This window comes from Megalodesulfovibrio paquesii, from assembly GCF_054653055.1.
Map to the genome: position 1 here is coordinate 25,735 of NZ_BAAIGQ010000006.1, position 22,480 is coordinate 48,214.

19 protein-coding genes and 2 pseudogenes are annotated in these 22,480 nt (G+C 58.7%); 13 read left to right on the forward strand and 8 right to left on the reverse strand.

Going from position 1 to position 22,480, the window contains the following annotated elements; translation table 11 throughout:
- The first annotated feature begins 3 nt into the window (after positions 1–3).
- From ACYQ00_RS12950 to ACYQ00_RS13010, 13 genes are all read left to right on the forward strand, one after another.
- Positions 4–339, forward strand: a complete 336-nt coding sequence (locus ACYQ00_RS12950) for a phage tail assembly protein (RefSeq protein WP_460032561.1) — start codon at positions 4–6, stop codon at positions 337–339.
- An 87-nt stretch (positions 340–426) separates the two neighbouring features.
- Complete coding sequence (locus tag ACYQ00_RS12955) at positions 427–2,871, forward strand: phage tail tape measure protein (RefSeq protein WP_460032562.1); 2,445 nt, start codon at positions 427–429, stop codon at positions 2,869–2,871.
- Complete coding sequence (locus tag ACYQ00_RS12960; protein ID WP_460032563.1) at positions 2,864–3,136, forward strand: tail protein X; 273 nt, start codon at positions 2,864–2,866, stop codon at positions 3,134–3,136. Before ACYQ00_RS12955 ends, ACYQ00_RS12960 begins: the two co-directional genes overlap by 8 nt.
- Positions 3,133–4,155 carry a phage late control D family protein gene (locus tag ACYQ00_RS12965; RefSeq protein ID WP_460032564.1) on the forward strand — a complete coding sequence of 341 codons (1,023 nt, stop codon included), beginning with the start codon at positions 3,133–3,135 and terminating at the stop codon, positions 4,153–4,155. Before ACYQ00_RS12960 ends, ACYQ00_RS12965 begins: the two co-directional genes overlap by 4 nt.
- 46 nt (positions 4,156–4,201) lie before the next feature.
- Positions 4,202–4,993 (forward strand): phage baseplate assembly protein V, encoded by a 792-nt coding sequence (locus ACYQ00_RS12970; RefSeq protein ID WP_460032565.1) that lies wholly within the window; start codon positions 4,202–4,204, stop codon positions 4,991–4,993.
- Positions 4,994–5,002: 9 nt separating this feature from the next.
- Positions 5,003–5,407, forward strand: a complete 405-nt coding sequence (locus ACYQ00_RS12975; protein WP_460032566.1) for a phage tail protein — start codon at positions 5,003–5,005, stop codon at positions 5,405–5,407.
- A 9-nt stretch (positions 5,408–5,416) separates the two neighbouring features.
- The gene (locus tag ACYQ00_RS12980; protein WP_460032567.1) at positions 5,417–5,746 is read left to right on the forward strand and encodes a GPW/gp25 family protein; all 330 of its coding nucleotides are present in this window, start codon (positions 5,417–5,419) and stop codon (positions 5,744–5,746) included.
- Between the two features lie 30 nt (positions 5,747–5,776).
- Positions 5,777–6,901 (forward strand): baseplate assembly protein, encoded by a 1,125-nt coding sequence (locus ACYQ00_RS12985; protein WP_460032568.1) that lies wholly within the window; start codon positions 5,777–5,779, stop codon positions 6,899–6,901.
- Entirely contained in the window at positions 6,894–8,324 is a 1,431-nt protein-coding gene (locus tag ACYQ00_RS12990; protein ID WP_460032569.1) for a phage tail protein, read from the forward strand. The genes ACYQ00_RS12985 and ACYQ00_RS12990 overlap by 8 nt, the downstream gene beginning before the upstream one ends.
- Before the next feature lie 3 nt (positions 8,325–8,327).
- Complete coding sequence (locus ACYQ00_RS12995) at positions 8,328–8,864, forward strand: hypothetical protein (protein WP_460032570.1); 537 nt, start codon at positions 8,328–8,330, stop codon at positions 8,862–8,864.
- Between the two features lie 19 nt (positions 8,865–8,883).
- Positions 8,884–12,027, forward strand: coding sequence for a DUF4815 domain-containing protein (locus tag ACYQ00_RS13000; RefSeq protein WP_460032571.1), 3,144 nt, complete (start codon positions 8,884–8,886; stop codon positions 12,025–12,027).
- A gap of 23 nt (positions 12,028–12,050) precedes the next feature.
- A complete protein-coding gene (locus ACYQ00_RS13005) occupies positions 12,051–12,806 on the forward strand; it encodes a tail fiber protein (protein ID WP_460032572.1) in 756 nt (251 codons plus the stop codon).
- A 167-nt stretch (positions 12,807–12,973) separates the two neighbouring features.
- The gene (locus ACYQ00_RS13010) at positions 12,974–13,417 is read left to right on the forward strand and encodes a hypothetical protein (protein ID WP_460032573.1); all 444 of its coding nucleotides are present in this window, start codon (positions 12,974–12,976) and stop codon (positions 13,415–13,417) included.
- Between the two features lie 154 nt (positions 13,418–13,571).
- On the opposite strand, the gene ACYQ00_RS13015 is transcribed toward ACYQ00_RS13010, so the two are convergent.
- The 8 genes and pseudogenes from ACYQ00_RS13015 to ACYQ00_RS13050 all read right to left on the reverse strand — a co-directional run.
- Positions 13,572–14,624, reverse strand: a complete 1,053-nt coding sequence (locus tag ACYQ00_RS13015) for an IS5 family transposase (RefSeq protein ID WP_460030289.1) — start codon at positions 14,622–14,624, stop codon at positions 13,572–13,574.
- 453 nt (positions 14,625–15,077) lie between these two features.
- Positions 15,078–16,583, reverse strand: coding sequence for a hypothetical protein (locus ACYQ00_RS13020; RefSeq protein ID WP_460032574.1), 1,506 nt, complete (start codon positions 16,581–16,583; stop codon positions 15,078–15,080).
- Positions 16,580–18,235, reverse strand: a complete 1,656-nt coding sequence (locus tag ACYQ00_RS13025; RefSeq protein ID WP_460032575.1) for a hypothetical protein — start codon at positions 18,233–18,235, stop codon at positions 16,580–16,582. The genes ACYQ00_RS13020 and ACYQ00_RS13025 overlap by 4 nt, the downstream gene beginning before the upstream one ends.
- 44 nt (positions 18,236–18,279) lie before the next feature.
- A pseudogene (locus tag ACYQ00_RS13030) lies at positions 18,280–18,824 on the reverse strand (integrase core domain-containing protein); the annotation flags it as partial.
- Between the two features lie 20 nt (positions 18,825–18,844).
- Positions 18,845–18,964 carry a transposase gene (locus ACYQ00_RS13035; RefSeq protein WP_460032576.1) on the reverse strand — a complete coding sequence of 40 codons (120 nt, stop codon included), beginning with the start codon at positions 18,962–18,964 and terminating at the stop codon, positions 18,845–18,847.
- A 160-nt stretch (positions 18,965–19,124) separates the two neighbouring features.
- Positions 19,125–20,744 carry a response regulator gene (locus ACYQ00_RS13040; protein ID WP_460032577.1) on the reverse strand — a complete coding sequence of 540 codons (1,620 nt, stop codon included), beginning with the start codon at positions 20,742–20,744 and terminating at the stop codon, positions 19,125–19,127.
- An 11-nt stretch (positions 20,745–20,755) separates the two neighbouring features.
- Positions 20,756–21,967 carry a sensor histidine kinase gene (locus tag ACYQ00_RS13045; RefSeq protein ID WP_460033170.1) on the reverse strand — a complete coding sequence of 404 codons (1,212 nt, stop codon included), beginning with the start codon at positions 21,965–21,967 and terminating at the stop codon, positions 20,756–20,758.
- Positions 21,968–21,979: 12 nt separating this feature from the next.
- Positions 21,980–22,327: pseudogene (locus ACYQ00_RS13050) on the reverse strand (response regulator); the annotation flags it as partial.
- Positions 22,328–22,480: the final 153 nt, after the last annotated feature.

Consider the following 22,480-nt stretch of genomic DNA (forward strand, 5'->3'; position numbering starts at 1 on the left):
CCCATGGCCAAAGACACCCACGCAGTCGTGCCCCTTGAGTACCCGGTGCAGCTGGCCGACCGGCTGCTGAAAACCGTCACCATGCGCCGCCCGACGCTGCAGGACGAGCTCGACCATGCGCCAGCCTCGCGAGACCCCAGGGAGGGGCTGCACGAAGAGGCCGGCTATTTCGCCCACCTGTGCGGCCTGCCGGTGGAGGAACTCCTGCGCATGGACATGGCGGACTACGAGCGGTTGCAGACGCAGTACCTGCTGTTTCGTGGCAAAGGCGCGCCCGGCAAAGGAACTGCGGATGACCGCGGCCGTGCTCAGCCGGCTGGGGCGGATGTCCCTGCGTGACGCGCTGGGCTTCTCCTACGAAGAAGCCCTGGGGTGGATTGAAGAATTGGTGGCCGCGGAAAAACTCCTATCTGGTGAAGGGTGAGCATGGGCAGGACCATCGGCTTTACGTTTGAAGTGGGCGCGCGGCTGCAGTCCAGCGTTGCATCCGTCTTCGACACGGTGGCCGGCCGGGCCGGCAATCTGAAGCGCGAGATGAGCCAGCTCCGGGCCGTGTCCGGCGCGGCCGGCAAGCTGACGTCGGCCAAGGCCTCGGTGGATGCCCTCCGGGCGGAGGCCGCAGCCGGCAAGGATGTGGCCCGGCAGCTGACTGCCGCGGAAAAGGCCTATGCCTCTGCCCAGCGCTCCGCCGCCAGGTACAACGTCAGCGTCCAGCAGGCCGCCTCAGTGCACGCCAGGGCCACAGCCCAGATGCAGCGCACCGAGGCGGCCCTGCAGCGGCAGGAGACGTACCAGCGCAATGCCGCCAAACGCAACGAGCTCAAGGGCGACATGATGGGCACGGTGGCCTCGGTGGCAGCCGTGGCCACGCCGATCAAAATGGCCATGGACTTTGAAAGCGCCATGGCCGATGCCGCAAAAACCATCGAGGGCATGCGGGACAAGGCCGGCAACCTCACGCCGGAATATTACGCCATGGAAGCCGCGGTGAAGCGCCTGGGGCGCACCCTGCCCCTGACCCATGAAGAGCTGGCCAGATTGTTTGCCGCCGGTGGACAGCAGGGATTCAAGGCCACGGCAGACCTGGAAGAGTTCACCACCTTGAGCGCCCACATGGCCGTGGCCTTTGGCATGTCCACCGACGAGGCCGCGGACGCCATCGGCGGCTATCGCACGGCGCTCAAGCTGTCCATGCCGGAAGTGCGCGGCGTGCTGGACCTGATGAACCAGTTTGCCAACACCACCAGCGCCTCGGAAAAGGGCATTGCGGACATCGTCCGGCGCATCGGCCCGCTGGGCAGCGTGGGCGGTGTGGCGGCCAAGCCCATGACCGCCCTGGCGGCCACCCTGGACGCCATGAAGGTCTCTCCCGAAGTGGCGGCAACGGGCATCAAGAACATGATCCTGGCCATGACCGCCGGGACCGCGGCCACCAAGGCCCAGCGCAGCGCGTATGCCCAGCTGGGCATTGATACCGTGCAGCTGGCCAAACAGATGCAGACGGATGGCCCGGCGGCCATCCTTAGCGTGCTGGAGGCGGTGAAAAAGCTGCCCAAGGCGCAGCAGCTGTCCATCATGCAGGAAATCTTCGGCAAGGAAAGCCTGGGCTCCATCGCGCCCCTGCTGGACAATCTGGAGCTGGTCAAAAAAAACCTGATCACCGCGGGCGATGGCGCGGCCTACGCCGGGGCCATGCAGGCGGAGTTTGAAAACCGCTCCAAGACCACCTCCAACAACGTGATCCGCTCCCTGAACAAGGTGGCGGAAATCGGCGTCACCGTGGGCACGACGCTGCTGCCCGTGGTCAATGACCTGCTGGACGTGTTCGGCGCCGGCGCGGTGGCCGTGGCGAATTTTGCCGCCGCGCATCCGGAAGTGGTGCGGGTGACCATGATGGCGGCCACGGCCATGGCGGCCTTCAAGGTGGCCACCCTGGCGGGGGGCTTTGCCCTGTCCGCGGCCTCCAGCGCCTGGACCATGGCCAAAGGCGTGTGGGCGGCAGGGCGGGCGGTGTGCGACCTGTCCACCTACAGCATGCTCGCCCAGCGCACGGCGTCCTTTGGCCTGGCCGTGGGCGTGCGGGCCGTGGCCGCGGCGCAGTGGGTGCTCAACGCGGCCATGAGCAATAACCCCGTGGGCTGGGTGATCAAGGGCGTCGTGTTCCTGGGCGGCGCGCTCTATACCCTGTACCAGACCTGCGAGCCGGTGCGCACCGTGCTGGACTCCCTGTGGGATGGCTTTCTGGCGGCGGCCAAGCCGGTCACCAGCTTTGTGACCACGGTCTGGGACAAGGTCAAAAAGATCATGTCGTGGTTCGGCGGTGGCGAGGCCGGCGAAAGCGCCGCCGCAGCCGACACGCAACTTTCCGGCCAGACGTCTCCGGATGCCAGCCAGAACGCCCCGGATGCCGGCCAGGCCTCACCCCATGGCGGCCAGACAGCTGGGGCCACGGCGGTGCAGCGACCGGCGGCAGCGGGTGCAACGCCTGCGGCGGCGGTGTCGCGTGATGCCTCTTCTGCGGTCTTGCCGCCCGGCGGCATGACCGCAGAAGAGGCGGATGCCTTCATGGCGCAGGCCCCTGGCGCTGGCGGCGGGGCCGGAATGCCCCAATCCGGCGGCCTGGAGGCGGTCATGGGCTCCGGTTCCGGGAGTTCAGGATTGGGGGCCGGCCCAGGTGGAGGGCCAGGCGGAGGCATAGGCGGCGCGCCGGTGACTATCTCCCCGACATTTCAGATCAGCCTGACCATGGAGGGCGTGCCGGATCGTGAATTCGGCGCGCGCGTGGTGGAATCGCTGGAGGCGCAAAAAGGGGCCATCCAGCGTCTGCTGTCCGGCCTGCTGACCGACGCCGCACGGGTGACCTATGGCTGATGTGTACCTTACCCGCCAAGGGGACACCTGGGACGTCATCGCCTACCGCCTCTGGGGCCGGGAAACCCTGATGCAGGCCCTCATTGCCGCCAATCCGGACCATGGCGACGTGATGGTGTTCGGCCCGGATGTGCCGCTCACGGTGCCACCCCTGACCGTGCCGGCCCGCCGGCCTGACCTGCCGCCCTGGATGCACGGGACGACCGGGATGACCGGGATGACCGGGATTGTCTGGCTGCTTTGGACGATCGGGGTGGTGTCATGACCGAATCCGCCCGCCGCACCCGCCTGCAGGTGACCGTCAATGGCAGGGACGTGACCTCCGGCATTGCGCCCTATCTCAAGGAATTCTCCTTCAAGGACAACGCCAAGGGCAAGGCCGATGAAGTGAGCCTGACCCTCATGGACCGGGACGAACGCTTCCAGGGGCCATGGTTCATCGCCAAGGGCAGCGAGGTGACGGCCAGCCTGCTCTGCCTGGACTGGTACACGCCCGGTGAACACGTGGAACTGCCCATGGGCGCCTTTACGGTGGATGAGGCGGAATGCTCCGGCCCGCCGGACGTGGTCAAGGTCAAGGCAGTCACGGCGGCCAAGACGTCGGCCATGTCCGAAGAAGCCCGCACCAGAGGCTGGGAGACGTACACCCTGGAGCGCATTGCCCAGGAGATTGCCGACCGGCACGGATATACCCTGCGCTACGATGCGCCGGAAATCCCCTTCAACCGGGTGGACCAGCGCGAAGCCTCGGACATTGCCTTCCTGAACGGCCTGGCCGGCAGGTACGGCGTGAATCTCAAGGTCCATGGCAAGGAACTTATCCTCTACGGGGCCAGGGAATGGGACGCCAAGGGGACGAAATACGTCATCCACAAGCGGGGTTCGGTCCACTCGCCCACGTCCTGGTCGTTCAAGAAAGGCTCCCAGGGCACCGGCAAAAAGGCGGAAGTCGCCTACCACGATCCGGCCAGACGGGAGACGGTGCAGGCGGAAGTGGAGGTGACCGGGCCGCCTCCCAGCGGGCAGACCCTGACCTTGAACCAGCGGGTGGAGAATTCCGCCCAGGCCATCGCCCTGGGGCAGGGGGCCCTGCGGGCGGCCAATGAGGGGGAGCAGACCGCCACGTTGGAGTGGATGGGCTTTCCCGGTCTGGTGGCCGCCATCACCGTGGAGCTGGCCGGCTTTGGCCAGTTTGACGGCACGTACTTTGTGGAATCGGCAGAACACAAGCTGGGGCGGGCCTACACCACCAGCGCGGAATTGCGGAAAACCCTGGCCTATTAGGCCTAGGCAGGACCCTGGCCAATCCGGCCTGGGGGAGGCGGGCGGCATGACGGATTTGATACAACGCCTTGTGGATCTGGAACGCCGGCTGGCCAGGGTGGAGGCCAACCGCGGCGCGTCCCTGCGGTATGGCACGGTTACGGAGTCCAACAGCGTGGGCAGCGCGCGGGTGCAGCTCCACGACGGCGACGGCATGGTGTCCTTTCCCGTGCGGACCCTGCACCGCCGGACGCTCAAGGATCAGGACCAGTGCCTGCCGGACCTGGGCGAACAGGTGGCGGTGCTCTTTGCCGGCCAGGGCATGGAGGAAGGCTGCGTGCTGGGCGCGGTCTATTCCCAGCAGGATCAGGCCCCCGGCCAGGAACAGCCCGTGCAGTTCTACCAGTTCGAGGACGGCACCGTGATTTCCTACGACCGGGTGCAGCACAGGTATTTCGCAGACATCAAGGGCGCGGCGGACATCACGATTTTGCAGGACGCCACCGTCACCATCAAGGAAGACGCCACGGTCACCGTGGAAGGGCAGACGACCCTGCACGGGCGTGAGGATGTGCTGGTGCGCAGCGAGGCGCGGCTGATCCTGGAAGGCCGCGGCGGCATCTGGCTGCGCGCGCCGGGCGTGGTGCTGGAGGGCCTTGACGGCGAGGTCTGCCAGACCACGCTGCACACGGATCTGTACCTGCGCGGCCTGCTGGACCATCGCGGCGATGTGGTCCGGGAAGGCGACGTGACCCACCAGGGCGGGCTGGTGCAGACGGGCAATCAGGATGTGACCGGCACCATCACGGCCTCGGGCGAAATCCACGGCGCCCCCGTGACCGGCTGCGAGCACGAGTAGGCGCGGCGTATGGAAGTCGGCTCCTTTGGCAAATCCCTGGTCTTCGAGGTCCATGCGGACGCAGGCCTTGTCCGCAAAGTCTGCACCCCCGCAGGCGTCCGGCGCGACGTGGCCGCGGCCTACGAGGAGCACAAGGTGCTGGGGGCCGCGCCGCGGCTGGAGTTTCTTGCGCCGGAGCTGCGCAGCGTGTCCATGACCGTGCTGCTTTCGGCGTCCATGGGCGTGCAGCCCGAGGCGGTCATGCAGGACATTACCGAATTGGTGGAGACGGGGCAGGTGGAGCAGCTGATCCTGGGCGGGAAAAACCAGGGCCGGCACGTGCTGATGAAGGCCACGGAAGAATGGACCCGCAGCGATGCCAAAGGCCGGCCCATCAGCATCCAGGTGTCCCTGGAGTTCAGGCAGTATGCATAAGTTGCGGGGATGCACGTGGGCAATGAACTGAGCATAGACACCACGCCGCAGCCGCTGGCCATCGGCGCCGCGGGCGATGCGGAGCTGGCGCAGAATGTGCGGCTCATTGTCTCGACCTTTGCCTGTTCCGTGCGGTTTGACGTCCCCTTTGCCGACGTGGGCGACTACATCGACAGCCCCCTGCCCCTGGCCACGGCCCGGCGCATCGCCGGGCTGGCCGAAGCCATTGAACGCCATGAACCCCGCCTGCGCGTGGTCTCCATCACCTTCAGGGACGAACCAGTGAAGGCCTCGCAGGGCATCGGCTACCCGGTCATCACGGTGGCCAGAAGGTCATGAGGAGGGCCAGAAGGTCATGAGGAGGGATGGATGAACGCCTTTGCCAACCTGCCGCCCATCACCTTTGTGGATACCGACGCGGAGACCTGCCGCAACGCCATCCTCACCGGGTTCGAGCAGGCCACGGGCCGCACCCTGTATCCGGGGAACCCGGAGCGGCTCTTCCTGGAAGGGCTGGCGTACCTTATTGCCGTGCTGGCCGGGCAGGTGGACGTTGCCGGCAAGCAAAACCTGGTGGCCTATGCCCAGGGCCCGCACCTGGACCACCTGGGCGCGGAGTCCGACACGCCCCGCCTGGACGTGCTGCCGGCCACCACGGTCATCCGCTTTTCCCTGGCCAACGCAGTAGACTGGCCGGTGGAGATCCCGGCCGGCACGCGCGTGTCCACTGCCGACCGCAAGGTGGTCTTTGCCACGGACGCCCATGCCGCGATCCCGCCTGGGGCCAATCATGTGGACGTGGCGGCCACGGCCATGACCGCCGGCGCGGTGGCCAACGGCCTGGTGCCGGGGCAGGTGGGCAGTCTGGTGGACGTCCGGCCCTATGTGGCCTCCGCCGTGAACACCACCGTGACCGTGGCCGGCGCGGATGTGGAGGATGACGAGCACTACCGCCAGCGCATCCCCGGCGCGCGGGAGGCCTACACCTGCGCCGGGCCGCGCGGGCAGTACGAATACCACGTCCTGCGGGTGCACAAGGACATTGCCGACGCCGGCATCTACACCCCGGTGCCTGGCACGGTGGCCATCTGCCCCATCATGCGCCACGGCGAACTGCCCGCGCCGGAGGTGCTGGAGGCCATCCGGCAGGCCCTGCGTGCCGAGGACGTGCGCCCGCTGACGGACACCGTCCTGGTGCGCGCGCCGGAAGTGGCGCCCTACGCCATCGCCCTGCGCTGGTACCTGGACAAGCAGGACGCCGCGCTGGCGGGCTCCATCGGCGCGGCCGTGGCCAATGCCGTGGAAGCGTACGTGCAGTGGCAGCATGCCAAACCCGGCCGGGACATCAACCCAGATGAACTGCTGACCCGCATCAAACAGGCCGGGGCCAAGCGCGTGGAAATGGCCGCTCCGGCCTTCACCCGGCTGGAGCCCTGGCAGATCGCCCGCGTCACCACGCGCCAGGCCAGCTACGGCGGGCAGGAAGATGAATAACGCGTCCAAAACGCTGGGCCCCACGCCGCTGGCCGCCGTGCTGGCGCCGTCCATCAAGGACGATCCCACCATCCAGGCCGCAGCGGCGGCGGTGGATGCCGCCCTGCTGCCCCTGGTCCAGGCCATCCCGCGCATGCTGTTGTGGGCCCGGTTATGGAGCGGGGTGGGGGGTGATGCAGGGCAGCTTTCGCCGGCCCTGCGGCGCATTGTGGACTGGTGCGCCCTGGAATCAGGTTCGTCAGGTCTGCCGCCGCTCTCAGATGGCGAGTTGGAACTGCTGGCCTGGCAGATGCACGTGGATTTCTGGAACCCGGCCTGGCCGCGGCCCGTCCGGGAAAATCTGGTCCGGCAAGCCACAGCCTGGCACCGCCTGAAGGGCACGCCGGCCGGGGTGCGTCTGGCCCTGGCCCTCTTTGACGTGCAGGCCACGGTGGATGAAAGCGGCCGGGGCGAAAAATGGGCCATCTATGAACTGGAGCTGGCCAAGGCGCCGGGGGAGCTGCTGCCCACGGTGGTGGAGGTGGCCACGGAAACCGCGCCCCAGCGCTGCCGCCTTCGCCGCGTGTACGGCGGGTACGACCGGCGGCCCATTGTCCTGGATGTGGGGCCGCCCCTGGACCTGGGCTTTCTGGATGATGATTCCGGCGTCTGGGACCCCGTGACCGGCGTCAAGCAGAGCTTTGGCAACACCCGCGCCCTGCAGGCGCAGCCGGCCTGGGTGGCGCACCTGTGGAGCGGCCAGGGGCGCGCGGTCCGCGCGTTTTATGTGGACAAGCCCATCCTGGACCAGTGGCGGCTGGACACCCCCACCGTCAAAAGCCACGGCATGGTGGGCGGGTGGCTGGTGTCCCTGGCGAGCAGGGGCATCAGCGGCCACAAACACCGCTGGACCGGGCCCTGGGACCATCGCCAATGGAACGACTGTGACGGCCCGCCTGCCTTCCGGCCCATGCCCCGCCGCCGCATCGACACCCACCGCAGCGTGTCCAGGTCGCAGCTGGTCCTGGATTGTGGCCGGCTGGACGCCTCCCTGGAGCGCCTGGACCGCCAGCGGGCCGTGGTCATTGATCATCCGCCCCGCCTGGACGGCAGCCGCTTGGACTGCGGCCAGCAGGCCCTGGGGCTGCGCCAGATCCTCATTGATGCGCGCTTCCACCACAGTGCTGGCGGCGTGGCCCAGGCCACACGAGCGCCCTCGGGCCTGGGCCTGCGACACATCCGCGGCGGGCTGGCGCAGCGGGCGGAAACCCATGCAGGCATTGGCGTGACGGATTCGCGCACAGACACCCTGGGCCTGCTGGCCCTGCGCCGGCCCTGCTCCCTGCCCGACGGCACCGAGTGGGCCGGGCCCTGGGACCATCGGCCCTGGCGGACCATGCGCGCCGCAGGCGTCTTCACGCACAGCACAACCGCAGAGGAGTAGCGAATGAGTCTTGCAACCCTGACCCACAGTGGCCGCGCCGGCATGGCCCAGGCCCTGGCCGCCATGCCCCTGCATTTTGCCTGGGGCAGCGGCAATGCGGCCTGGGATGACGATCCCACGGCCCAGCACCTGGCGCAGTCCCTGGTGGAGGCCGTGGCCCTGAACAACGAACTGGGCCGCCGGGCCGTGACGGCCATCGGCTACGTGACGCCGGATCCTGAAGGCGAGATCACCGTGCCCGTGGGCCGGCAGCCCGACGGGGCCGTGGTGGAGGCCCGGTACCGCGCCGTGCTGGAGCCCACGCCTTTTTTGTACCTGCGGGCCAACTTCGACTTTGCCGACGCCAGCGACCAGGTGGTGCGCGAGGTGGGCGTGTTCCTGAACACCGCCACCAGGGCGGACCTGCCGCCAGGGCAGCGGTACTTCACCCCGGACCAGCTGGACGACGCCGGCCGGCTGCTGGCCATCCAGCGCATGGACCCCGTGATTGTCCGGTCTCCCGCCGTCCGGCAAACCTTTGATTTTGTGCTGGCCATCTAAGGAGCGTGAAGGAGTGTGTATGTCCGATATCCAGCTTGAGCAGTATTATGACCGCTTTGACCCGGCGGACCACTACAGCCGCGTGCTGTTCCGGGCCGATCGCACCCTGCAGAGCGCCGAACTTAACGAGGTGCAGCGCAGCCTCCTGGACCGGGTCAAGGGCATTGGGGACGCCATCCTCTCCAATGGCGACATTGTCCGCGACTGCCGGGTGTCCATCAACGAAGCCACGGGCGAAGTGGTCTGCGAATCCGGGGCCCTGTACCTGGAAGGCGCGGTGCGCGGCGTGCCTGCGGCCACCTTCTTCATCCCTACCACAGGCACGGTGGCCATTGGCGTGTACCTGCGGCGGCGGGTGGTTACCGAGTTTGAGGACCCCGGCCTGTACAACCCGGCCGTGGGCACGCGCGGGGAAGGCGAGGGCGGCGCGGCCCGCCTGCAGGAGGAAACCGCCTGGGGCTATTCCACCGACGGGCAGACCGGGGATTTTTATCCCATTTACACCGTGGACAATGGCGCGCTGCGGGCCAAGGAGCCGCCGCCCAACCTGGACAGCGTCACCCAGGCCCTGGCCCGGTATGACCGTGATTCCGCCGGCGGGACCTACATCGTCTCCGGTCTGCGGACCCTGATGGCGGCCGGCTCTTCCGAAGCCGGGCAACAGGTCTACACCGTGTCCGAAGGGCGGGCGCGGGTGTACGGCTATCCCGTGGAGCTGACGGTGTCGCGTCGTCTGACCAAAGCCGCCACGCCGGACCTGCTGGCCGTGGACTCGGAGCCGCACCTGTCCGCCGGGCCGCAGGCGCAACGCCTTGTGCTGGACCGGTATCCCGTGGGTGCCATCCAGCAGATTCGCATCACCAAAGAAAGCACCGAGACCATCACCCACGGCGGCTACACCGGCGCGGCAGACCCCCTGCCGCACACCTCGGTGGTGGAGATCCTGGAGGTGAAGCAAGGCGGCATCACCTACACCCCCGGCGCAGACTACAGGCTGACCGCCGGCAAGGTGGACTGGAGCCCCGCCGGCCTGGAGCCCGCGCCGCACAGCGCGTACACGGTCACCTACCGGCACATTGCCCAGGCCGTGGCCCAGGACGCGGACCTGCAGGGCTGCACCGTGGAAGGGGCCGTGGCCAACACGCAGATCCTGGTCACCTACACCCAGATGCTGCCGCGGTATGACCGGCTGTGCCTGACGCGCGATGGCGAGTTCCTCTGGATAGACGGCGTGGCCTCGGAGTGGAATCCCCAGCCGCCGCGCGTGCCCGATGACATGCTGGCCCTGGCCACGGTGCACCAGACCTGGGACAGCGCCCGCACTGTGCGCAACGACGGCGTCAAGACCGTGCCCATGGATGACATCGCGGCCCTGAACACCCGCATGGACGGCATCCTGGCCGAAGTGGCGGCCCAGCGCCTGACGGCGGACATCATCACCCGCGAAGCCGGGGCCAAACGCGGCCTGTGGGTGGACCCCTGCCTGGGGGACGACATGCGCGACCAGGGCCTGGCCCAGACCGCAGCCATCGTGAACGGCGTGATCACCCTGCCCGTGGGCGTGGACGTGGTGGCCAGGATGGCCCAGGACGTGGCCCGGCCGCTGGCCCTGCAGGCGACGTATGTTCCGGTGCTGGAACAGCTGCTGCGCACCGGCGCCATGCTGGTCAATCCGTACAGCGCCTTTGAGCCCTTGCCGGCCCTGGTGCAGCTGAGCCCGGCCATTGACCGCTGGACCGATGTGCAGACCCAGTGGGCCAGCCCGGTCACCGAGCTGTTCAACACCGGACACTTTGTGCCGGGCAACCCGAACCTGACGCTGGTGGACCAGACCAGCAGCACCCAGGCCCAGGTGGTGGCTGCCGAGTCCACCCGGCTGCAGTACCTGCGGCAGCTGGCGGTGGGCTTTCAGGGTGCTGGCTTTGCCGCGGGCGAGACCGTGGACGTGACCTTTGACGGCCTCCCCGTGGCCACGGCCCAGGCCGATGCCGCCGGCGCGCTGGCCGGCACGTTCACCATTCCGGCCAATGTGCCGGCCGGCTCCAAGCAGGTGCTGTTTGCCGGCCGCGGTGGGTCCCGTGGTTCGGCCATCTTTTCCGGGCAAGGCCAGCTGACCCTGCAGACCCTGCGCAACGTGACCACCACCGTGCTGACCTGGCACGATCCCTTGGCCCAGACCTTTGTACTGGACGCCGCCTGCCAGCTGGCCGCCGTGGATGTGTGGTTCACGGCCGCCGGCACGTCCAGGGTGGTGGTGCAGATTCGGGAAACCACCGTGGGCATGCCCAACCAGACCGTCCTGGCGGAGCAGATTCTTGACCCCGCGGACCTGGTGCTGGGCAACAATGCCACCCGCGTGGAATTCCCCGCGCCGGTAATGCTGCAGCCGGGCATGGAATACGCCCTGGTGGTCATGTGCGACGACGGCGTGACCGCCCTGGCCATCGCGGAGTTGGGTAAGTCCGACCCCTGGTACAGCACCTGGGTGACCTCCCAGCCGTATCAGGTGGGGGTGCTGCTGAGCTCCAGCAACGCCAGCACCTGGACGGCGCATCAGGACAAGGACCTGACCTTCCGCCTGCTCAAGGCGGTGTTTTCCGAAGCGTCACGCCTTGTGCCCCTGGGCCAGGTGGAGGTGGACGGGGCCACGGACCTGATGCTCATGGGCGTGGCGGAACAGCCGGCCGCAGCCTGCCGGGTGGAATATGCCGTGACCCTGCCCGACGCAGCCGTGGTGACCCTCACGGACCAGCAGCCAGCGCGCTTTGCCCAGCCCCTCACCGGGGCCCTGGCCGTGGCGGCCAGGCTCAGTGGCAGCGCCCAGGCCTCCCCGGTGCTGCATCCTGGCGCGCAGCTGGTGGCCGGGGTGACGGCGCAGACGGCGGACTACATCACCCGCGCCGTGCCCGCCGGGCAGGACAGCAGGGTGCGGGTGATCCTGGACGCCTTCCTGCCCGCCGGCGCGGCCGTGCTGGCCAGCCTGGGCGACGGCGAACACTGGACCCCGGTCCCCTTCCTCCAGTCCAGTCCCCTGGACGAAGGCTGGCAGGAGCTGACCTACGAAGGCACCACGGGCGCCCTGCTCATCCGGGTGAAGCTGGAGCTCACCGGCACCCCTGTGGCCCGGCCCATGGTGACCAACGTCCGCGTGTTGACCATCTAAGACCGCACACTGGGAGGTGCATCATGGCACAAAGAACGGCCTTCGCAGGGCTGCACAAGGTGGGGACGTATCTGGATGAGGACCTGCCCAAACTCAACGAAAACACGGACATCCTAGACGGCCTGCTCAAGCAGGGGCATGCGGAACGCGCCGCCGAAGCCGTTGCTCGGCTGGAGGGGGATTCCGTCCTGGGCGCGCGGATGGACCTGGAAGCCCAGGCCAGGGAGGCGGTCCAGGCCTCCATGGCCTGGGAGCTGGCCACCGAAGCCGCCGCTCGCGGGCAGGCCGATGACGACCTGCAGCAGGCCCACGCGGCCCTGGCCGGGACGGTCACGGCCCTGGAAGCCGCCGTGGTCCAGGCCATGCCGGTCGGGGCGGTGCTGCCCTTTGCCATGGCCGCCGCGCCGGAAGGCTGGCTCAGGTGCAACGGCGCGGCCATCAGCCGCACGGCGTATGCGGCCCTGTTCGCGGTCATAGGCGCCACCTTTGGCGCCGGGGATGGCGAGACCACCTTCCACCTGCCGGACCTGCGCGGGGAGTTCCTCCGGGGCTGGGATGACAGCCGCGGGGCGGACGCCGGGCGGGTGCTGGGGACGGCGCAGGCGGGCATGGTCGGCCCCCACAGCCACATCCTGGACTACACCCTGGGGGCGACAACCGGCGTGACCGCGAACGTCCCCGCCGGCCCAGGGTCTGCCGTGGCCTACGCCACCCGGGCCACCACCACCTCAGAAACCCGCCCCCGCAACGTCGCGCTGCTGTTTTGTGTGAAATATTAGGAGGAAAGAAAACGGCCATCGGGGGAACACTGTCCCGACTTTTCATGACTGGCCCCCCGGAGAGGGGTTGAAACGCCGGGCGCGAATGGTGCCCAGAACCAACTGTCGGAGGGGGTTTGGGGGAACTCAGTTCCCCCAACGCTCCCCCGCCTCCCAAGGAGCCTTGCATGATCGTGTACCAACTGGACCAGGACGGCTATTACCTCGGGTCGGTGACAGCGGAGGAATCCCCGCGCGAGCCGGGCGTGTGGCTCATCCCTGCCGGCTGCATCGCCACGCCGCCCCCGGCGGCAGAGGCGGGCACGCGCCCGCGTTGGATGGACCGGGCCTGGGCGCTGGAGGCGGTGCCCGAAGCGCCCGAACCCAGCGCCCCGGAAACGCCGGAACCCAATCCCCGCATCCTCACGCGGGTACAGTTCCTGAGCCGCCTCACGGCAGACGAATGGCAGCAGGCCAAAACCAGCAACCACGCCGGGGTGGGCTACTTCGTGGACCTGACCCTGACCGCCCAGGAAATCGACCTGGACGACCCGCGCACCGTGGCCGGCATCGGCGTGGCCGTGGCCACCGGCGTGCTGACCGAAGCACGGGCGGCAGAGGTGCTGGCGTGAAAGATGATAGGAGACCTCTGCACAACACCACCCGAACGACTCTTCGCCGAGGAAATGGCCCTCTCGGCCTCTGATTTTGGTCTAATCTGTCATCGTTTTCATCATTTTTCCCTCATTTTCATCATTCCTTCCAAATTTTGGACGCACCAGCCCCTCAAGTGCCCATCAACCGCACGGCTTTCTTCAAATTGAAGGCCATTCCCACCAGATACAGCTCGGCGCAGACCTTTTTCAGGCCCAGATAGCGCGCCCGGGCCAGGCCGTAGCCGCGTTTCCAGGTCCCGAACACCCGCTCCACGCCGCAGCGCACGCTGCTGATGAGCCGGTTGCGCAATCGTTCATAGGCCGTGAGCGGCGCGTGGCGGGTGGCCTTGTCCATGGTGGCGTCCTTGAGGCCGCGGGCCAGCAGCGCGTCGCGGTTGGCGCCGCTGGAATACCCCTTGTCGCCATAGACATAGGTCCCTGGAATAACATGGATTTCATCGAGCAGCGTTTCGAACTCGCGCATGTCTGACCGGTTGGCCGAGGTGGCGTGGCCGCCGAGGAAGAAGCCGTCGCGAGCATCGGTGGCGGCGTGGATTTTGTAGCCGTAATGACAGCGACGCCCCTTCTTGAGCCAGGCCGCGTCGGCATCGTCTGAAAAGCTGACCTTGACCGAACAGTCTGATTTCGCAGGGGATGCAGGTTGCTGTTCGGCCTCCTCCGCGCGATCCTCGGGCAGGATGTCGATGATTTTGCGCGGGCGGCGGGCAGATTCGACCACCGAGGCGTCGACCACGGTCCCCTCACGCACGAGCAGGCCCTTGGCTTCGAGCTGCTCGTTGAGGCGATCCAGAAGCTTATCGAGAATATTCAACTTGATCAGGCCGTTGCGAAATCGGCAGATGGTGGTTTCGTCGGGGACGTCACCCTCGAAGGACAGACCAACGAAGCGGATGAAGGAGAGGCGGTCGTAGAGGGCCTGCTCGGTGGCCGGGTCGCTGAGATTGTACCACCGTTGCAGGAGCAGAATCTTGAACATGGCCAGGGCCGGGTAGGCGGGGTTGCCCACGGCGTCGGCCTTGCGGGTAAGTTTCTTGTTCAAAAACGAACGGATAGGCCGCCAGTCGATGAGGGCGTCAATGTCGTCCAGGAAGGTGCGCTTGGTCTTGCGCCGGGCCATGAAGTAATCGCCAAGCAACGGGGCCTTGGGGCTGCGCTCTGCCATGTTATCCTCCTTGGGGTGAAGGAAGAATAGCAGATATCATGCTGGATTTGAAGAGAAAATATGCGGTGGCCGTGCAGAGGTCTCGATAGGTGTAGGAATGGCGAAAGCTATGGGCAGGCTTGTCAAGATGAAGGATCAGCAAAAAAAAAAGCCCGCATAAAGCGGGCCGTTGATTTCAGAGGTGGGAATCGAACCCACGACCTCCCGATCCAAAATCGGTTGCTCTGCCACTGAGCTACTCTCCTAATGAAGGAGACAAAAAATAGCAAGTAGCATAACATTTGTCAATAAAACCCGGAGGCGCAGGCGGGGTGGTAGCACACCCCACCGGCCCGGTGCTGACACACCGGCGCTGCATGGGGGGCAATATATCGCCCGCAGCGTTTACACAGTTTTCAGGACACTCTCATTATGTCAAAATAAGCTGTTCGTTAAAATTATTCTCTCGATTATTCAAGCGATAAGTCGTTCATATTCAGATTGAAGGTAAATGTTAACTTTGCTTTGGTCGAGGTGTCCACACTTAAAAACGGCCTGTAATTCTTTCATTGAAATGAATCCTAAACGTACCCACGCTATAAGATTCATGCGAAGTAGCATGGTGACAATCTCACCCCCAGAGCGAAGAGTCGCATCTAGGCCATCCAGTAAACACAGTGTTCCGTGTCCAACCAGAAGCATTCTCCGAAGTTCTGGGATATCCCCGGAAGGAATGCTCTCACTCCATTTTTTTAGATGATAGAAATGAGCTTTTATTGACCACATGAAGCGCACTAAAATTTCAGTTGTGATGAGAGGAATAGACATGGCTATCCCATGACGCAAGTCGTAGCCCTTTTCGAAAAGCTCTACGGCGATATCCGCAATTGTCTTTTTGGCTTTGCCTATTGAGCCAAATGATAGCAACTGGGAAAATCCGAAAAAAGGGATCGGTATCCCTGCGCCCCTCCCTTGGGCTGCAGAAGAACCAGCAGCATCAGAAAATAAATGCCCTATCCAATTTACGAATCCGGCAAAAATTTTAGCAAGAAATGTCTCTCCAGATAACTCAAATGTTTCAGTATTAAATGTAAGTAGTCGACCGTTGTCAACAAAATGAGATGTGGAATTAAATTGGTCCAAGATGGAAAAAAATAAACCGACAAAATCTGGCCAATGGCCTATGCTCTTAAGGTGATGGTTTTTAGTATTCATCCCAAGAAGATCATTTGTTGCCGCTCCATACTGTTGATCGTAGTTGATCTTAAACCGTTTTTCAAGGAACGCAATAGCGCCAAAAGGACCTTTGAGTGAGTCCCCTTTCCATCCAAAAAAAGTAGCAAAGCGTTGAACAGATATATCAACTATTTTGTCGCCAAAATTTGTTGAAGAACTTATTCCTGGTATGCCTACAAAAAAAATATCAATGAGCCCTCCAACAACTCCACACGTTCCTGCAATCATGTAGTCATAGTGATCACAGCAAGCATTTTTATGGGTAAGATCATCGTATATACGCCTATTAACTTCTTGCCGCTCCTGTTCAGAAAGTACATTGAAAATTGCAGATTGAGACAAATTGATATCGAACTGTTCTGCATAGCATGATACGTTTTTTAGAAAATCATTATCAGTACAACCGGGGTCAATCGTTTTAAGCTTTTCAAATATTAAACATGAAGGCAGGCCGGCTTCTTGTTCTAGGAAAGCACTATGTTCCAAAATATCAGCATTAACATCTAAGCAACGATCAAGGGAATAAACGTCACTAAAGCCAGGATGTTGTTTAAGAGTTTCAACCTGTTCTTGAGCTAAGGCGACAAGCTCATCAAATTCATCAACCTGTTTAGAAATTATTTTTTGTCGTTGCTCAAGGTCGTTTAACGTGGTTATCCCATTTGTTATAACAGATTGTGCAGCGTTTACTTGATGGCTTTGAACTAATGCAATTTTATTGTAATCGGAAAGTGGATCTTTCATTTAAAAAAACCTTTGACGACACTTGTCGCGGCAAAGTATCCAAGTTGGCTCAGTATCGAATTCAAGGTTTCTAGCGTTTCATTGGATAAATTGTTTTTCAGTTGCCACGCACTCCTGACGTCCTTTTTGCTTTCGTCATGTGACGGTATAGCTTTTTCATCATAACAATCAACTATATATTGATAGTATTTTTTTGCTGTTGGAGATTCAGTGATAATTGCCACCCGCTTAATATCAATCTCATAGGGTACTTTAGTCTGTAATGCACAGCCTTCAGATCTCGTATAGTCTCTGCTTGCAGCCTTTCCGGCGTCAGACATAGCTTTTAGCTGTGAAAGAATCTTTTTGACAGATTCAGTTTTATTTTCAATTTCAGATTCAAGATGAGAAATTGAGAGAAAAGCATCTGTAATTTTTGATGTTAAAAAGTTAATATCTTGCATCAGTGAATTCATTGTGCGTTGATGATGCTTAGCAACATTCATAAGCATCATTTCCTTACGCCGACGAGATTCAATTTCATTGCTTCCACTTAGGACTTTTAAACCTTTGTGTGCGCCATATCCTATGAGGAGAAGAACGCCTACACCTGTTGCCATACTTGAAAACCCCAAAACTCCGCCAAAACCTAATGCGGCTAAACCGCTTGTTATACCCGTAGCACCTAAGCCTGTCACTGTGCCAGAAAAATATAATGCGGCAATCGGGATTCCAACTGCACTGGCCCCGGTAATTATTTCTGAAAAACCGTTGGAAAGGCCTTTGTCGTCAATAGTCGGGTCAAAAATCTTCTTGTCGTTCTCTATCGCTTTTTTGATTTGCTCTAGAGCTTCTGTTGAAATATCGAGTTTCTTTGCCATGTCCATTATAAATTTCGAACAGTTATAATCGCCATTAACTTTTGTGCTCGTATATATTGCGATTAAATCTTTCAAAATAGATGGTGGAAAGCTTTTTAGTGTAACGTCGTTCAAGCATTCATTTATATTTTTTAATAATAAATCATCTGACTCATTATGGATATTTATATATTGTATGATGCTAAAACGCTCTTCTTGTCCGAACTTGAGGCGTTGCATAAGTGAATATATTTCTTTTACTTCTTCTGGATCGATAACACCGTCATCTGCGAAGGTAAAATTAACAATAATTTTGACATAAGACAGCTTGGCCTTAGCGGGCATTTCTTCAAGAGGAATATTCTTTGTATCTTCAATGCATGGACTAGTTCCTTCGTGTTTGATAAGATTGATAAGTTTAGCAAGCTCTTCAAGGTTTACTGAAGATTCCTTGATAACAATATTGTTGGACGACTCATTGATAACCACGCTTTCTTCAAGTGTTTCTCTGCCTTTTTTATCCTTTACCGGAATTGCTCTGTACTCAGCTGTTTCTATGGCGTCATACTTCACAGAGATTACATTGGAAAATGCTGTATGCCAATAAAGTGTGTCGTTTGTGAACATAATGCCATCTTCTGCGCCACCAAACATTGTAGAGTCAAATATTAAAATGACTGAATCAGGATCAAGGGCTTTGTCCATGCCTTTAATGGCCCCATTAAGTTTTTTTTCAGGGATATTTGGCGAAATAAAAGATTTTTTTGGGAAAGCTTTTTTGTAATTATCGCTCAATATCGCATATACAGACATGGGAATCCTCCTGTGCATTGTGATACAATGCCGATTTTTAAATATTATTGTATAAAAAACTTGCGCCACAGATTACTTGAGAGTGGCGCTCCGGTTTTGGCCCGTCGTTGCCGTTTCCCTGTAGCCCCTGGGGTCATGTTGCCCAGGCTGGAGTGCGGGCGCACGGTGTTGTAGTGCCGCCTCCACCCCTCAATGATTGCCTTGGCTTCCGCCCGGCTGCGAAACCACTTCATTGACAAGCATTCGTCGCGAAACTTGCCGTTGAAGCTCTCGGCGGTGCCATTTTGCCACGGCTTGCCTGGATCAATCAATGCGGAACCCAGGGATTCTTTTGCCGCCCAGCGCAGCAGCGCCGTGGAGACAAACTCCGGCCCGTTGTCCGACCGCAAATGCCGTGGCGCGCCCCTGTTCCAGACAAGCCGCTGACCAGCCGAGCCAGCACCTCGATCACCCTCCCGGAACGAATGCTCCCGGCCACGTCGAGGGCTAGGCATTCACGCGTGAACTCGTCGACAATCGTCAAGCATTTCAGCTGTTGACCATTGGCGCAGGCGTCGAACACGAAGTCGTAAGCCCAGACCTCGTTGGCCTGGCCCCGAACCGCTTGCGCTAGGTGTAGAGCGTCTGCTCGCTGACGCCGTGCCTCTTGGCCACCTGCGCCACCGGCTCCCGATCCGCCTCCCGCAGGATACCTACCCTCTGCTCGTCCGTGAATCGACTGTTCCTCATGGCTCCTTCGTTTCTTTCTGGAGCCTCCCTCTCAAGTTTCAACTGGCCTGGAAATACCTGGGCAGATCAATATATAGACTGATAGGTCGATTAGCAAAAATTGATATTTATTATCAGCGTAGATCTAAAATTGAATAAATCTAAAATTAAACTGTGAAAGTTAGGGTTCAAAGAATTTGCCTAGATGTGTATAAATAAAGTTTCTGAATAATTCGCTGGAAATTGTATAATACCCATTAGCTATGATAATATGTCCACTTTTTTGGAGATCATAAAGGATGATCTGTACGCGCTCAATGTTCAAAAGATCACTTCTGTTATCGGGAATATGGAAAAGAAAAGCCCTACTGTTTGCTTGCGGGCCATGAACGGCAATGATTCTTAACAACAAAAGAGCATCATGCGAAATATTATCAAATGGGTGGTTTAAGTAAAGTGCCAACTCGTGTTCGGCCCTTTGAAAAGCATTATCAAAGCCTGCAATTGTTACTGCACCAATCGAAGCGCCTTCATATAAATAATGACATATAACGCCTAGTGGGTAGGGGTGGCCATCTGTCACGAGATGAATCTTAGCTATTAAGTCCTCTTGAAAATAAACTCCTGTGTCGGCAAGGGATTGAGATATAAAAAAGTGCGATTCCTCGAACGTAAAAGGTTCGACTTGATATAGGTTACCACTAAAATGCCTCACAAAATTGCTACAGTTTTGCCTTTCAAGTGCTGGGTGTAGTGAGGTTAAAGACGCAAAGAAATAGGATCTATTTACGTTCGTTAGCAAATGTTCAGTAAGATTATTCATAAACGCGTCAAAAAAAACTGGAAAATTAATTAGTGAATCAAGATTGTCAATAATTGTTACTGTAGGTTTGCTAGACCCTTGAAGTGACTTGGAGATTGCTGCGAGACCGCCGTGAAGAAGATCCTGATACGATTGTGTTCTTAGCATATTACCATCTCGAGCTATACTTATTTTGCCAACAAAAGGGAGCCCAATTTCAATCCCAACTTTATTAAAGAACTCGCCTAAGCTAGTCCAGGTAGTTGAGGTCGAAGCGTGAAAACCTGTCGCCAACTCCTTACAGAAGTCAGCAGCATATATGTTAAATGAATTTTCTGAAAGCTCTGGACTTAAAGAGACGGCTGAAACGTTGAAACCTTTTTTTGTGAATAAACTTTTTATGAAGTGCAAAGTACAGCTTTTCCCCATTGCGCGCGGACCAAAAATTAGTGCACGGGTCGGAACATCATTCCCGCTAAGTATTCTTCTAATATAATTTTTGAGGCCAGTTCCCCTGAACTCAATAGCACGATCTGGATACTCGCCTAGCTGTACTCTGAATGGATTAGGCTTTGCGGCTTTGTAAAATGAAGTCTCGAAATCTTGAGTAATGAGAGCATAGAGTCTTTTAATGTCTTCGTCGTCACTGCCCGATTTTGCTATATAATTACTTGCATTAAGATTCTTAAGTGATTTTACAGCGTTTGCTGACGAGTCAAATGCAGTAAGCATTACCACCGTAGCCAGAGGGTGGAGTTCTCTAATAAAAGAACAAACAATGAACCCGCCGTTGTCAGTTAAATACGTTTTTGTCGATGAAAGCGGGAGCTTTATATCTAAAATTGCCAAATCAATTTTATTGGATTTGGCAAACGATTTCGCACTATCAATGTCATAAGTAGCGAACGTAGTAATCTCTGTAGTTGACAGTTCGCGCTGAGCCTTATCGGCGAAAAATTTGTCGTCATCGACAATGAGTACTGTATAGTTGTCAACCATAAATCACCTCTCTAATTCTGCAGTTTTACATTTTTGCACGGCATTGTAATTGTAACAGTCGTACCTTGTGTGGGTACGCTAGTTACATGAATTTTGAATCCCATGGCATCGGAAAGAACTTTAACAATATGGAGTCCTTCCCCGGTGTGCTTAGCTTTCGATATGCTAACCCCAGAATCAAAAATAAATGGGAGGTCATCCTCAGCAATGCCGCATCCATTGTCAAGTATTTTAACTATAGATAGATCATGCTTAAAGCTAAGCTCAATAGTAATCGCAGTGTTTTGAGCACTTGCTTCCAGAGCGTTATTTAATATATTCCTCAAAATAATATCTACCAGAGTTGGATCTCCAAATACAGTCATCTGCTGCGAGCTGGGGGGGCAATTAAGTTTTATGTTTGCGCCACGAAAAGAACTATTCAGTGTGTTTTGGATAAGCCGGAATATGTTTACTTCAACCAGCCCAACCCTTACAGGAAAACCTGATATAGATTTAAGCCGTTTGTATATAGAATCTATTTCCCGGTCTAAAGCTATTTTCTCTTGCTGCGCCTCCGTATTCCCCCAAAAAGCATCCCATCTAGATTTATAGTAGTTTCGCGTGACTTTGCTACGTAATGAAAAGATGTCATGTCGGATTGATCCAAGCAAAGCATCCATGATCTTCTCGCCTTGAAGTGCCATGGAATTATAAACCTTGGGTTCGTATTGAAGAGGCAGCAGCATGCTATCGAGTAGATGACCAGAGATATTGCCTTGTAAAACTTCTTCAGCAGCTTCCTTGAGATTTTCTGCAACTGTCTTGCATCGTTTGACAAATGCAATACTCGCCTGATCATAAAGTTGCCTTATCAATTCCGGGTATAGCTTTGTAGATTCAGGGCATACGGCCGTTACCTTATCTTGAAATTCCTTGAGCGAAGTTTTAGGATTATGCATAAATATTACACTTGCCTCTTTACTTGCAATGAACAAAAGCTTTTTTAATAAAAGGCATTGCTCGTGCACAATTTGGATGAACGCATGGATATCATTTTTCGATATCGCATCCGTTGCAAATTCCTTGATTGTTAATTGTAGACTCTTTATTGCAAAAGCTTCTTTCCCTTCAAGGGCTGTCCCCAAGTAAGCCCTAAGAGAATAGTCAATATATGTTAATGTGTCAGAAAATGGCTGTGTCAGCTCGCCTTTCCATTTCTGAAGAGATGCCCCTTGCAACATGAGCCTAATTTGAGCGACTTTTGCTTTTTGAATAAGTTCGGTTAAATCTACAGATTTAACAACATAATAGTCAGCAGCTAATGACTTAAGATCGTGCTGAAACGAGTCGTACGCGGTGCTCAATATAACAGGGAGGAGTAAATTGGTTGATCTGATTGTCTGTAATAAGTCTAACCCCGAACGTCGTTCGCCAAGCTTGATATCTAATATAATAATATCTGGTGAGTACTTTTTTATGTCGTCTAGTATGTCAGACTGCCCGTCGACACTGTTGACTAAAAAACCAGCAGCCTCCAACTCTTCAGTATATAGCATTCTGATGTGTTTCTCATCGTCAACCAAGAGTATTTTATTGTACATCTATGCGTAACTCCTGACCTGCCGGCCTTCTTCGGACCATTGGTTACTTGAGAGTTGCGCTCCGGTTTTGGCCCATCCCAGCCTCCCTGTAGACCAGCGGTGTAATGCGGGCGCACGGTGTTGTAGTGCCTCCGCTACCCCGCTATGACTGCC

Coding starts and splice junctions, on each gene's coding strand:
- ACYQ00_RS13015 (WP_460030289.1), bottom strand. CDS start 14,624: ATGGCAGAGCGCAGCCCCAAGGCCCCGTTGCTTGGCGATTACTTCATG.
- ACYQ00_RS12980 (WP_460032567.1), top strand. CDS start 5,417: ATGCACGTGGGCAATGAACTGAGCATAGACACCACGCCGCAGCCGCTG.
- ACYQ00_RS12965 (WP_460032564.1), top strand. CDS start 3,133: ATGACCGAATCCGCCCGCCGCACCCGCCTGCAGGTGACCGTCAATGGC.
- ACYQ00_RS12950 (WP_460032561.1), top strand. CDS start 4: ATGGCCAAAGACACCCACGCAGTCGTGCCCCTTGAGTACCCGGTGCAG.
- ACYQ00_RS13045 (WP_460033170.1), bottom strand. CDS start 21,967: ATGTTGCAAGGGGCATCTCTTCAGAAATGGAAAGGCGAGCTGACACAG.
- ACYQ00_RS12990 (WP_460032569.1), top strand. CDS start 6,894: ATGAATAACGCGTCCAAAACGCTGGGCCCCACGCCGCTGGCCGCCGTG.
- ACYQ00_RS13035 (WP_460032576.1), bottom strand. CDS start 18,964: ATGAGGAACAGTCGATTCACGGACGAGCAGAGGGTAGGTATCCTGCGG.
- ACYQ00_RS13025 (WP_460032575.1), bottom strand. CDS start 18,235: ATGTCTGTATATGCGATATTGAGCGATAATTACAAAAAAGCTTTCCCA.
- ACYQ00_RS13005 (WP_460032572.1), top strand. CDS start 12,051: ATGGCACAAAGAACGGCCTTCGCAGGGCTGCACAAGGTGGGGACGTAT.
- ACYQ00_RS12985 (WP_460032568.1), top strand. CDS start 5,777: ATGAACGCCTTTGCCAACCTGCCGCCCATCACCTTTGTGGATACCGAC.
- ACYQ00_RS12960 (WP_460032563.1), top strand. CDS start 2,864: ATGGCTGATGTGTACCTTACCCGCCAAGGGGACACCTGGGACGTCATC.
- ACYQ00_RS13040 (WP_460032577.1), bottom strand. CDS start 20,744: ATGGTTGACAACTATACAGTACTCATTGTCGATGACGACAAATTTTTC.
- ACYQ00_RS12995 (WP_460032570.1), top strand. CDS start 8,328: ATGAGTCTTGCAACCCTGACCCACAGTGGCCGCGCCGGCATGGCCCAG.
- ACYQ00_RS12975 (WP_460032566.1), top strand. CDS start 5,003: ATGGAAGTCGGCTCCTTTGGCAAATCCCTGGTCTTCGAGGTCCATGCG.
- ACYQ00_RS13010 (WP_460032573.1), top strand. CDS start 12,974: ATGATCGTGTACCAACTGGACCAGGACGGCTATTACCTCGGGTCGGTG.
- ACYQ00_RS12955 (WP_460032562.1), top strand. CDS start 427: ATGGGCAGGACCATCGGCTTTACGTTTGAAGTGGGCGCGCGGCTGCAG.
- ACYQ00_RS12970 (WP_460032565.1), top strand. CDS start 4,202: ATGACGGATTTGATACAACGCCTTGTGGATCTGGAACGCCGGCTGGCC.
- ACYQ00_RS13020 (WP_460032574.1), bottom strand. CDS start 16,583: ATGAAAGATCCACTTTCCGATTACAATAAAATTGCATTAGTTCAAAGC.
- ACYQ00_RS13000 (WP_460032571.1), top strand. CDS start 8,884: ATGTCCGATATCCAGCTTGAGCAGTATTATGACCGCTTTGACCCGGCG.